Genomic DNA, 11,733 nt, shown 5'->3' with positions numbered 1-11,733 from the left:
GCAACTATTTTTTCTCGAAGATCGACAGAGTATGACTTCATTTAAAGGGATTTATATTTTAATTGATTGTACCTCATAACAGACGCAAGTGCTGTATGCAAACATATAGAAGGCAACATGACGTTTCATTATGCCGGAATATCTCATTAAAGCGACATCCTCATAGAACCCTAGTAGCTCAACCTTTTGCGACCAAGGAACGTCAACTAGTTCAGGGTCATTTTTCTCAAGCAAGTCAAGTAATTTTGGGAAAGTTTCACTCTCTCTGAACCGCTTTCGCATCTCCGCGTACTGTTCACTTCGTTTTTGCGCTACCTGGCGTGTGTATTCATAAACACCCTTAATTAAGGTTAGCAAGGTGATAATTGTTCCTGCGATTATCGCAACGTTCCGCCAATCATCTAATGTCATCTTACTCTTCACGATAGGGGACAAATTTTAGTTGAGTGGATTAAACAAAAATGTTATTACTTAATAATTATTTAAATAAATCATCGATTCATCATTTTATCATGTTGAGGTTGTAAATCATGTATTTCTTTTTTTTTTCATTGCTACACTAACAAGCATTTAAAATAGGTTTAAAAATTCGGTAATGACTTCTAAAGGATGGTTATAACATTCATTTGCATTAAATCTAACAGTTCGAATACCATCACGTAATAAGACTCTATCCCTTCTGTAGTCTCTAGTTTTTTGTGATGCTTGCTGATGATGTTCCCCATCAACTTCCAAAATCATACACTTTTGCTTATAGAAAACTAAAAAATCTATTTCTACTCTTTCTTTTAACCCATTTTCAAGATGAGAAATTGGTAAGTCAGTTAAATCAATAAAAGCACGATTGTTAGCAAAAAATAAAACACGTTGATTGTATAAAGCGTGTGCTATCCTAACTTCTGTTTTTGACCTAAAATTTAAACCACCCCATTGATGAGGAGCATTAGTATCATCTGTTGAGTTTTTACTTTTAACAGAAGATATTTCAATTTTTATACTATTTAAAATATCTTGCTTATAATCCTCATTAAAAAACAATGTCCACCAATGTTCTGTTCCATGCCCATTACGTTGGTCAGCGTATGCTAAATGTAAATTAGGAGCTAATTCTTTATAAAATCCTGGCTTATTTCTTATAGATAACCAGTCACTAATACTTTTCCTAGTAAAACTTTTGTTTGAGTAAATTTTTAAAATATAGCTAATCAAAGAAGAAGTTCGTAGTTCTATAAAATAGCGTAGACTAGAGCTTTTTAATACAATTGCGTTTTCATCAAGGTTTTGTTCGTCTCCTGATGGGTTAAATTTAGTTTTTACCTCTTGGGTTGCAACATTCATATTCTTTACTATCTATTGCTTGTGTATTTTTTACTTAAAAATGGGAGGTAGCTATGTCTTTGACGAGCGAAGTTATTGCTAAATATTTAAAATTAAATATTATTTATTATGTCTAGACATTGCCTTTGCAAATTTATTAATTCTAATAATTGTGATTCTAAAGTTTTAAATACATCACTTGGCTGATTGATTTTAGCTATTGTTATAATTATGGCTTCTTCTGCATTTATTTTTTTATAGATATCGCAAATTAAATCATTTTTAAATCTATTATATTTTTTAATTTCTTTTTTTTGTGCTAAAAACAATGGAAGCTCAGGTATAGCTGTTATGATATTTAACCAACTGACAGGATGATATATATTTATATGTGAACTAAGAGTATACTTATTAAAACCAAGCAAAGCCTCTGTTTTTTTTAAATAAATATCTTTATATATACTAATCTTTGCAATCTCTATTAAAGCTGTTTTTGCATTGTTCATATCATTAAGTAAATAATGACAAATTGCTAGTCCTACGCATAAAAAAGCCGCTCATTTTTTTCCAAGCAAGTAGCTTTAGTAAAACCAGTCCTGGCATCGTTAATAAGAGCAAACTTTTGTTCATCCGAAGAACTAGAATTACACGCATGAAAAAGTGTTTTCCAAGCAGCATTAAATTCTACCTGCGTCAAAAGGTCAAGTTTACTTTCAATAGATTCTATTAGCTTTAAAGCTTTAGCTAGTCTTATGGAAATGTCAATAAATCCTTTAGAAGCTCCGAAAAGTACCGTTAATGAAATAGGTTCACTCATATAAATAATTATCTAGTTTGTTGCAATGTTTACTTAATTATCTGGGGTGCGATCGCCTCTACTGTTAGTTTTTCCTTACGAATGAGCGATCGCTATCCTCTTAATTCATGTACACGTTGCCATTCCTGTTGTGTAACCTTGTAGTTTGTAGCATTTGGCTGACGAATCACCATCAAGGTCTTTAGCACAGGGTCAAGCTTGAGGTCTTCGCGTAGCAGGGACAATTCTCGCAATTTGCTGGTAAAGTGAATTTTGGAGTAGGTTCTATTCATGGCGCGACTGGTGTCAATCCAGTAGCCGATATCAGGGGGGTTGTTGATAATCTTGGGGGACTCGATAATCTCTGCGATCGCATAGTTTAAAAGCTACTAAAGGCTAAAAAATAATCTGCCTCTGTTTGATTTTTTGAGCCACTTGTCTTGCCAAATTCTGTTGGATTTGTTTATTATAATTAGTCCAGTTAAGATGGACTTGCTTACCATTATGTATCTCGAATTTATTATTACCTGAAGCCAATTTCATATTTTCATAGCAGGATTCAAGGGCAATGTTTTTAAACAAAAGGTGGTAAAAAGTTATATAAGCAACTGCTGCATCACTCCAAGGCACACTATCTATATTTCCTATTAGGAATTGAAACGGAATATATCCTTGTTTTATTTGTGCCATTCGACTCCCAAAACTACCATGACAAGAAGACATACAAATTAATAAATCCAAGGAAGATTCTTGTAATAACTGTTGAATTGGCATTATTAAGCGACAAAGCTCGTCCCATGCAATAACTCTATTATTTGTTAATCCAATGCCTCCAGTATTCCCATGCATACTGAAGTGAAGAATTGGGAACCTCCCTGTTTTCTCTATTTCACAAAATAACCGATCATAAAGTGCTATCTGCAATGAGTTTTCTGTTGTAACTAAATTGTAACAATGAGGAATTTCAGCTAAATTAAGTGCTGATGCAAGGGAGCTTCCTTCTGTTCGTTCATAAAGTATATCTTCATCAGATGGTGATTCTATGATGTGAACAAATGCTTTATCTCTCATATTAAATACTCCTTAATAACTTGGTGAACTAATATACTGAAAGTTAGGCTACTTCACATCTACTGTTGCACTGGCATCATTACCGAAGACATCAACTAGGCGAACTGCGATCGCACGTTTCCCGGCTGGCAGTTCTGGACTTGCAGCCATAGTTACCACAGTTGATGCTTGTTTTCCATTACCACGGATAGCCTGCCACCTGGAATAGAAGGTCTTGCCGTCATAGTCCCAATCAATGGCCCAGTAGTCGATGAGTGCAGCAAAGTTGTCCTTAATAGCTTTACGGAGTTCTACCTGCTGTGTTTCTGGAATGGGATAGTTCATCAACACATAGCGATCAATCTTCAGAGTAATAACTACTTTGTCATCGCCAGCATTGCTCACCTCTGGCTTGCTAACTTTTAGATAGGGCTTTTCATGGAATGTAATTTTGTCCCGTAGACTATCTAACTCGTCTTCATTCTTAGCTTTCTTAAGATAGTTGTAGATTTCTGGGGGAATTGTCAGGGGCTTGATGTTCACCTTGAGCGGGGTTCTCAATGCCGCTTTTCGGTTCTCTAGTTCGGTGTTGAAATTGTAGTCATAATCCCAAGCCAATACTACTAGCGTTTTGTAGCCTGTACCGTCGATAATTTCAGCCTCTTGAGCCAGTTCGATTACTTTTTTGGCGGTCACAGGTCTGTCTGGATAGCCTACATACACTAGTTCAGATTCTTGCCCGTCGGGGGTGTGGCTTCCAAGGTCGGGGCGATCGCTTCTGGGTGCTGCCCCGTACAGCTTAAGGATAATCCGTTGCATCTCATTGATTTTGCTACCAGAAAGATAAATCATGTGACGCTGGTAGTTGCCGATATTCTCAAGCAGGAAGGGTTTAGCGCCCTGATTAACTAGGCGATTGCGAGAGACTTGAATACCAACCTTGTCCAGATTGCAACCAATCCAGCGACGGTTTAGTTTATCAGCTACTGCCATTGTTGTGCCACTTCCGCAAAATAAATCAGCGACTAAATCACCCTCATTGGATGAAGCTTGGATGATACGTTTTAGCAGGGCTTCTGGTTTTTGGGTAGGGAAGTAATTTCTTTCATCTGCCATAGAATTGACCTCAGAAATATCTGTCCAAATATCGCCTAATGCTTCCCCTTTCTCTTCATCAAGATATCGAATGAGCCTCTGTTTGCCGCTAGACGTAACATAAATCTTTCCCTGTTGTTCAAATTTTCTTATAGATTCTTGCGAATAATCTCCTAAATCACAATCTCTAAAGAGTCTTCCTTTACTATCTTTTCTAAATTTAGTTTTTACAAAATTTTCATCGTAAGGTTTATAGGCTCCGTTCCAGCGCCACTTATCTCCTTTGGTGTAGAAGATAATTGAATCACTATTTCTAGCATATTGATCAGCAGTAGCTTTTGCTCCTCGTACAGGTTGCCTTCGCCATTTAATTAAATTTCTATAATTAGAGTTACCGAATACTTCATCCAGCAATATTCTTAGAAAACTATCTATTCTCCAATCACAATGCACATAAATACTTCCCTGCTCACTAAGCAGTCTTTTCATTAACTGTAACCGAGGGTATAACATATCAAGGTATGAATCTATGCCTGCTTCCCAAGTATCTGTATAAGCAAGACATTCGATAATACTAGCTTCTTTTTCTACTTGCTTACCTTCCACTGTTACCTGATAAGAATAATCAGCACTACTCGCAAATGGTGGGTCAATATAAATTAAATCAATCTTGCCAGCATAGCCTTGAGCTAAAAGTGCCTGCATTGCTAACAAGTTATCACCCCAAATTAAACGGTTCATTCGGGATTTATTTATCTCATCACTGCCCATAATATAGCCTTATCCTTATATATCCTCAATTTACTGGTTATGTTCAAAATTGGAAATGGCAATTAAGGGAAGATTGCCTTGGTCTTGCTGAGGATTTGGAATAACTATTTCAGCAGTTTGAAATTCAATATCTTTGGGATTTGGCGCACGTTTTGGTTTGGTATCCCATATCATTTTTACTGAATCTTTGCGTCTACGTCTCGTTGGTTCAGTCATAATTTCTCCTAAATATTTAAGCCTAATTCACCATAAAGCCCAGCAATCAGCGCCTCTCGTTCCATTCGCATTATTGGCAGCAGGGCATTAAAGGAAGCACCCTCATTCGCCTCAAACACGCTCTGCTTAAGAATGATGTACTCCCACTCTTGAGGCTGCGACCGCCGACTCTCTCTTAGTTGTTTAAGTATTTGTTCATCTCGTCCATGAGACATAGCAGAACCAGAGGAAATGACGTAATCACCAGGAGGTGAACCTTGTTTTTTCAATTGCTCAATAAACTGTTTAATCACCTCTGGCGAAGGCCGTTCTTTAAATTCTGGAAAGGCAAGTTGATAAGTAATTGACTCTGATAATGGTGCTTCGACTGTAGAAGCAGCCTTACACCAAGCAACAGCAGCCTGAGCCTTTAAAGCTGTGCTGGGGTCGCCTATTAGATGGTCGCCCTTCGTCTCAAACAAAAATATCCGATCAGCAGTTTTAACAACAAAATCTGGCTCATACTTGCGCTGAATGCCTCGGTCATCTCGCCACGCAATAATCAAATCGTGCTTGCGGTCTAGCTTGGCAAATGCTAGGACTTCTGGCGATGGATTCAGTAATTTGCTGATAATCTTGCGTTCAAATCCACCGTTAACAGTTTGCACAGCCTGATAGGGATAAATACAGCGCTGTATAGCTACCATGTTTGACTGTCGCATCAATAGCCGAGAGACATCAGACAGCTTGCGCCATACTGCCCCAGGCTGATATTGCAAGTCACCCGTCGCCCGTGCGATCGCTGAACGGATTTGTTTAACGATAAAGTCAACTATTTGCTGACTTTGGAGAACTAGATAGTTATCAGGGTCAGTAAAATCAATGTCTTCGGTGAATAGCCACCGACTAATATATTCATCTGCTAAAGCCGCAATCTCAGAACTGAAAGCGGTTAGGTGCATCATCTTACCTGACTGTGTAACCGTCCTGGCTATTTGCTGTAGGAAAAAGTTGTAGTCAAAATAATCGTTTTCTAGTACCCAAGTCTTAGCCTTCGTTTCTGTCTCAACGTGAACATCAGTTATCAACGTCTTAGCTGACATCTGTTTTTGTAATAAAAACTTGACTGGGTAATGCCCCAAAGAATTCACTTCAATATCAGCCAAGTTGGGAATAGGAGTATTGTCAAAGATTTGTATGGGCCAGCAAATGTCATACTTGGGAATTCGTAAAGTATCAGCATCTACTGCAACTAAATCACCCGCGGCCTTTTGTCCCGAACTGTCACCTGAGCCAACAGTGTAACCCTGCGATCGCAAGTAGTTCTCGTAAAAGTCCTTAAACTTGGGGTGTTCCACCAGGAATAAACAGTCAAAAGCGTTGCTGGGCTGTTCCCGGTTAAGAAGTTGCTGCCGTGCTTCTCTCTTTAGGTCTTGGATTTGGTCATACTCTGGCTTATAAGCTGGAAACATCACCCGTAGACCGCGCCCAACAACTTGCTCTAGCAGTAGGTCAGCTTCGCTGGCTCGGAGCATGACAATTACACAAATGTTGTGACGGTCAAAACCTTCTCGAACCGATAGCACCGACACTACCACCCGCAGGAGTTTATCATCGTCGTCAATCTCGTCGAGTCGGTCTGATGCTGCTTTATACTCAGCTTCTTTAAGGTTGGAGTGATAAACTACCACGCGATTACCATCGTAGTAGTTGCCATCTTCATCAGGCAAGGCGGCGAAGTGTTCACCCACAAGGTTAGCAACTTCTGTTTCCTCAGCTAATACTAACATTACAGGCTTGCGGTTAATCCCATTAACTTTGAATTCCTGTGTTAGCTGCTCTAGTTTGGATTTGCCAATCTCCAGCATGATTTTCTGACCACGGGACAAGCCAATAATTTCACCCCGCTTTCTCCCTGTAGCTGGTGTGCGTTCTGCCCTAAAGTCCAAATCAGCTAAGTTAGCACCCTGGCGCTGTTCCAAGAATAGCTGCTTAACCAGCATATCGGTTGAAGCTTGGGGTAAATCGTAGTCATAGACAATATGAGGGAAGTAGTCTTTATTGTCTCCACTGCCATAAAAGGGAGTTGCTGAAAAATCAATCTGCTGAAAAACTCGGTATGGTGCTGACTCATGACGCTCTTGTTGGCATTGCTTTAAGAAAGTCATAAACCGTCGCCAGATCAGCTCCTCATCTTTTCCTGTTTCAGAATTAGGTTTTTTGGCAGCGTGGACGTGGTGAGCCTCATCATTAAGAACGCAGATATCAGGATATTCAGTCAGCAAGTCTGCAATAATTTCTGCTTTAGGAATTTCCTCACGTTCCCCCATAAATTCTTCCCACAGTGACGGTTTATCCTTCGCAAACCGAAACTGCTGCCAGTTTGTCACCATTAAAAACGGGCCATCAGTGAGAGTAAGATTTTCTCGAAAGTCATCGGGGGTATATAGCTCATAGTAAAAGCGATCGCGCCATCGCGTACCAGGAGGTACAAACAACGGTTGGCTTAGGTCGAATTCAAGAGAAACTAAAATTCGCTTCTGTACTTCCCGTCCAGGGGTGACAATCAAAAAACGGCTGGTAAATAAACCAGGACGTTCATCGTTTAGAGCATTGAAGTAGTGCCAGACTATGAGCGCATTTAACACCCAAGTTTTACCGCTACCCGTTGCCATTTTTAAGCAGTATTTGGGGAAGCTAATCGGGTTTAGTTCATCTTGTAAAGCTTTTGAGCGAGTAACCGCTTGAACTGTGGGACTTTCGGAAGCAAAATTCTCATACAGCTGGTAAGGGTTTTCAATCCCTAAAATTTCATGGCAGTAGATGATAGTTTCAATCGCCTGCTGCTGGCATTGATGGAACTGCGGCCCGTCTCTGTCCTCTTCAAACCAGTAGCTCAAAAGTTCTGATGTAGTCTGTGTAACACCAGCCCAGCCCGTATTTCGCCATCCTTCAACCTCACCTTGCAGCAGGGTCGGAATCAGTAGCCCTATAGTGTTGGCAGTATTTGCTCTGCGTTTGGCTTGCACCATGTAAATAATCCCCGAACTAATTTGGCAAATACTTCGCTAGCAAATCCCGCCCTTGTCCGCCTATCTCCCCTAACATCCCCTCAATCTTTTGCATAGCTAGAGATGAAGGCTTGGCACGTCCTTTCTCCCAACGATTGACCGTCGAATAAGTTATACCTAAAGATGCTGCAAACTGTTCTTGCGTAAGACCAGTTATGCCACGGAGTTCACGGATGAGCTTTCCAACTTCCGGTTGGTTGATTACCAAATGTTTCTTAATGGTCATCTAGCTCAAAACCCACCTATTAATCTGGCGAGTGATATGTATTCCGCTACATCCTATTGGGGCTAATCCTGAATTGATAGGCGAAAATATACTCGAATCTTATACTTGCTTGATTGTTCAACTATGTAATTACACAGTCAAAGTTGATATATTGTTTTTAACCTGCGTAGGCGCGGCCCACCATAGGCATCGTATGAGCCACTCGAAAGTAACTGCTTTGTGTTCGTTACTAATGTCACTTGGGTACGATAATTTTGTAGCTCTGGCAATACTGCCAAAACTATAAAGAACTCAATTTATGACTGAACCAATACTGCTTTTTCTTGATATTAATGGTGTAATCGATGTTCAAGAAGACGGTAAAACACCAGAACAGATTTCAAAGCGGGAGACAGGATACCCTGTCCCTGGAACTAAGGAATTTTTGCAGGTAATAGATAGCTGTCCCTGGATTCATCCTATGTGGATTTCTTCTTGGGGATTGCAGTCACAGGTGTGGAATAAATGGTCAAAAACCCGCCTTTGGCCTGTCGCTTATTCCTTTGAAGGGTTTGAAAAAGAAGAAGCAGTAAAATTGTTTCCAGATGCAAGCGACAAATATTTAGCAGCACGTTGGCATAGCCGAGACTGGCAGCATCGTATTGTATGGATTGAAGATGGATTTTGTATTATGCGGAAAGCTGTAAATTGGGCACAAAGCAATCCTAACATTCAAATAATTGATACTTCGCCGACTATGAAAGAGCGTTGTCAAGGTTATGAGACGGGAATAAGATACTGGAATATTGAACGAATCTGTAATGCTTTAGATATCCAAGAAAATCGAGAAATATTGTTGAATCAAATCAAGGCTCCTGTTCCCGATTTAACCCAAAATATAATTTCTGATATTGAATCAAATCAAAAAATAACATCTAATCAAATTAATGCTTCCATCACACATTTTGTAGAGCCATTAAAAAAGCAGTTACTAGATTCAAACAAAGATGCTAAAAATTCGGATAATCCAACGCCATTTATGTTGAAAATTCGTAATTTCTTTAAACTGGGAAATCGTACTTAATATAAATTAATTAGCCATTAAAGTTCTATCTAAAATTCCAACATACCCAGATGTAGTTACTACGCTATTGGTTCAGACAGCAATCCTGACATATCTAATATTCGTTCTGACCAAGCACCAGATTGTTCAGACATTTTTTTCCGTTCGGTATCATCAGACCAAAGACTATCAAATTTTAATTTCCACCTAGCTAGTTGAACTTGAATGTTCACCAATTCTTCGGCATATTCTGGTTCAATTTCTGCTGCCGTCCATTCAATAAAACATATAGTTTCATCTGTCACACTTTCAACAGCTTCTTTATAAACGCTGTTACAAAATGTTCTAATCCTCGCTAAATTGGAAGCTATGTGTCCTAAGCGAATTGATGTATTTTCACTTTGAAAATGCACTTGTTTTTTATCTAAATTCTGGTTCATATCCCCCAATTAACTCCTGAGTTATTTTTTTAACACGTTCTTTAATCGCTGGGTCTTGAATTAACATTGAGCGATTATTTTGACGCTTGACGAATATTAATAATCGATTCATAAGCTATCGATTGGTCAAAGGGAGTCCAATCCGCACCCCAGATATCTCGCTGTCTACTACCGTCTTCAAGCAATGCTGCTTCACAGTAAGCGTGTTTCTCTCCTCCTCCAGCCAAAATCCCTTTTTCAATGTCTACTGCCACTTTAATGTAAATTTTCAGAGTTTGCAGCATTTGCTCAACTTGTTCTAGCGTCGCCCTTTCTTTGATAATCAGTACCAAATTTTTACTCCAGCACCCATAACTAATTCTCAAGCATATTCTCGCTGTTGTACATCGAAGCCATTGCTAACTTCAAAAGGCAAAAAAAAGGAATAGGAATAGTAGGATAATTCATTGATCCATCAAGCCCATTTGCTACACGCACTATTTAGAAGTAAAAATCAAAGCAGCAATACGCTCGTACTCTTGTTGTACTACTGACATAGGCAATCGATTTAATCGGCTCTCTAACACCAAAGGAACTCCAGATGGAAATTGACTAATTTGCGATAACCACCAAGTTGTATCTGTAATCCGGGAGTGTATATCTTGCCTGCCATCATTATCAGAAATGTGAATTTCTAAAAGTTTATCTGCTGGAAGTCTTAACCATTGTGCAAGAGCTATTTGGCTTTTGTCATGCCAAATATTCAGATGTGCCAAGTCAACAACTATCTTGACTTGGGGAGCATCTAGACAAAACTGGGCAACTTCAGAGGCATTGTCCAAAAGGTTTTCAACAGCACTGTTTGGCAGTGTAGGATACATTGTTTCTACGCCAAGACTAATACCTCGCATCAAGCAAAGCTGGTGGAGATAATGAATGTTTTCAAGAAATGTTGTGTATGCTTGGCTACGATTAGCTGTACTTGAAAAATTCCCTCCATGCACTGAGTAAGCTGTGATCTTCATACTCGCTAAGTAGTCTGTCAATCTATGGAAGTAGCTCCAATCTTGCGGTTGCGCCAGATTGAAAGGATAATGGCGATCGCCCCAGATAAAAGCATGGTGCGCTCGATAGACTATCCCTTGTTCCCTAAAATCTTGGATTGCCTGTAGTGCATCAACATCAGGTCGAGGCCCGATTGCTAGTTCAACATGGCGAATTCCGGCTTCCCAAAACACCGTTAACGCTTTACGGGTTGACACTCCCCCATAGGCTGACAAACTCAGATATAACTCCATTAGCCCTCCTGTATTGATGAATATTCAAAGATTGCAGTTCTAGGCTTGAGAGTAAATATTTTTGTAGAATACCCTATTAATACGCTGATTTCATTCGCTAATTGCTGTTTTTGTTCTTCTGAATATTCCATATCTCTGAGTAAATATTTCACATCACCACAAATGTAGTCCTCAATTTGTCCTTTTATAGAAGTTTCACTGGACTCGTTCACGTTATATATGCGTTTTAATGGTATTTCATTAATCAAATGCTCAACTGAACCTAATTTTAAAGACAGAGTATAGCTGTACCCAATAAAGTTACGTTCGTCATCGTAACCATCAAGGTCTTCATGAGTCTGGTAGTTGCTCAAACCTACAGCAGTTTCGAGGTAAATGAGGTACAGTAAATATTAGTGCATCGAGAATGACAATGAAAGCGTACTCCATCGATTTGCGTTCAAAAATAGTAGA

The 11,733-nt window shown here is 39.3% G+C and carries 15 protein-coding genes; 1 reads left to right on the top strand and 14 read right to left on the bottom strand.

Translation table 11 applies throughout. The features are described 5' to 3' along the window. Nucleotides 1-51 precede the first annotated feature (51 nt). From HCR01_RS35565 to HCR01_RS35520, 10 genes are all read right to left on the bottom strand, one after another. Nucleotides 52-411: a hypothetical protein gene (locus HCR01_RS35565; protein ID WP_193200616.1), complete on the bottom strand. Its 360-nt coding sequence runs from the start codon at nt 409-411 to the stop codon at nt 52-54. A 159-nt stretch (nt 412-570) separates the two neighbouring features. Further along, nucleotides 571-1,338: an endonuclease domain-containing protein gene (locus HCR01_RS35560; RefSeq protein ID WP_193200615.1), complete on the bottom strand. Its 768-nt coding sequence runs from the start codon at nt 1,336-1,338 to the stop codon at nt 571-573. Between the two features lie 92 nt (nt 1,339-1,430). After that, the gene (locus HCR01_RS35555) at nt 1,431-1,823 is read right to left on the bottom strand and encodes a hypothetical protein (RefSeq protein WP_193200614.1); all 393 of its coding nucleotides are present in this window, start codon (nt 1,821-1,823) and stop codon (nt 1,431-1,433) included. A gap of 32 nt (nt 1,824-1,855) precedes the next feature. Then, the gene (locus HCR01_RS35550; protein ID WP_193200613.1) at nt 1,856-2,134 is read right to left on the bottom strand and encodes a hypothetical protein; all 279 of its coding nucleotides are present in this window, start codon (nt 2,132-2,134) and stop codon (nt 1,856-1,858) included. Between the two features lie 92 nt (nt 2,135-2,226). Next, the gene (locus HCR01_RS35545; RefSeq protein ID WP_193200612.1) at nt 2,227-2,406 is read right to left on the bottom strand and encodes a hypothetical protein; all 180 of its coding nucleotides are present in this window, start codon (nt 2,404-2,406) and stop codon (nt 2,227-2,229) included. 103 nt (nt 2,407-2,509) lie between these two features. Beyond that, complete coding sequence (locus HCR01_RS35540) at nt 2,510-3,184, bottom strand: hypothetical protein (protein WP_193200611.1); 675 nt, start codon at nt 3,182-3,184, stop codon at nt 2,510-2,512. Nucleotides 3,185-3,232: 48 nt separating this feature from the next. Further along, nucleotides 3,233-5,029 carry a site-specific DNA-methyltransferase gene (locus HCR01_RS35535; protein WP_193200610.1) on the bottom strand — a complete coding sequence of 599 codons (1,797 nt, stop codon included), beginning with the start codon at nt 5,027-5,029 and terminating at the stop codon, nt 3,233-3,235. A 30-nt stretch (nt 5,030-5,059) separates the two neighbouring features. After that, entirely contained in the window at nt 5,060-5,245 is a 186-nt protein-coding gene (locus HCR01_RS35530) for a hypothetical protein (protein ID WP_193200609.1), read from the bottom strand. 8 nt (nt 5,246-5,253) lie between these two features. Further along, nucleotides 5,254-8,256 carry a DEAD/DEAH box helicase family protein gene (locus HCR01_RS35525; RefSeq protein ID WP_193200608.1) on the bottom strand — a complete coding sequence of 1,001 codons (3,003 nt, stop codon included), beginning with the start codon at nt 8,254-8,256 and terminating at the stop codon, nt 5,254-5,256. 16 nt (nt 8,257-8,272) lie between these two features. Then, nucleotides 8,273-8,521, bottom strand: a complete 249-nt coding sequence (locus tag HCR01_RS35520; protein ID WP_193200607.1) for a helix-turn-helix domain-containing protein — start codon at nt 8,519-8,521, stop codon at nt 8,273-8,275. A 298-nt stretch (nt 8,522-8,819) separates the two neighbouring features. Here HCR01_RS35520 and HCR01_RS35515 point away from each other — a divergent pair, with 298 nt between their 5' ends. After that, on the top strand, nt 8,820-9,584 hold the full coding sequence (locus HCR01_RS35515; protein WP_193200606.1) for a hypothetical protein: 765 nt from the start codon (nt 8,820-8,822) through the stop codon (nt 9,582-9,584). A gap of 59 nt (nt 9,585-9,643) precedes the next feature. Here HCR01_RS35515 and HCR01_RS35510 read toward each other — a convergent pair whose 3' ends face one another. From HCR01_RS35510 to HCR01_RS35495, 4 genes are all read right to left on the bottom strand, one after another. Continuing rightward, a complete protein-coding gene (locus HCR01_RS35510) occupies nt 9,644-10,003 on the bottom strand; it encodes a hypothetical protein (RefSeq protein ID WP_193200605.1) in 360 nt (119 codons plus the stop codon). 74 nt (nt 10,004-10,077) lie between these two features. Continuing rightward, nucleotides 10,078-10,335, bottom strand: a complete 258-nt coding sequence (locus tag HCR01_RS35505; protein ID WP_413774010.1) for a DUF5674 family protein — start codon at nt 10,333-10,335, stop codon at nt 10,078-10,080. A gap of 144 nt (nt 10,336-10,479) precedes the next feature. Continuing rightward, nucleotides 10,480-11,280 carry a sugar phosphate isomerase/epimerase family protein gene (locus HCR01_RS35500; protein ID WP_193200604.1) on the bottom strand — a complete coding sequence of 267 codons (801 nt, stop codon included), beginning with the start codon at nt 11,278-11,280 and terminating at the stop codon, nt 10,480-10,482. Continuing rightward, nucleotides 11,280-11,633 carry a hypothetical protein gene (locus HCR01_RS35495; protein ID WP_193200603.1) on the bottom strand — a complete coding sequence of 118 codons (354 nt, stop codon included), beginning with the start codon at nt 11,631-11,633 and terminating at the stop codon, nt 11,280-11,282. The genes HCR01_RS35500 and HCR01_RS35495 overlap by 1 nt, the downstream gene beginning before the upstream one ends. Between the last annotated feature and the right edge of the window lie 100 nt (nt 11,634-11,733).

Origin of the sequence: Nostoc sp. MG11 (assembly GCF_014904695.1) — a bacterium.
In the GTDB taxonomy this organism is placed as follows: Bacteria; Cyanobacteriota; Cyanobacteriia; order Cyanobacteriales; family Nostocaceae; genus Komarekiella.
Note: the sequence above shows the minus strand (reverse complement) of the source record. Positions and strands in the feature narration are given on the sequence as shown.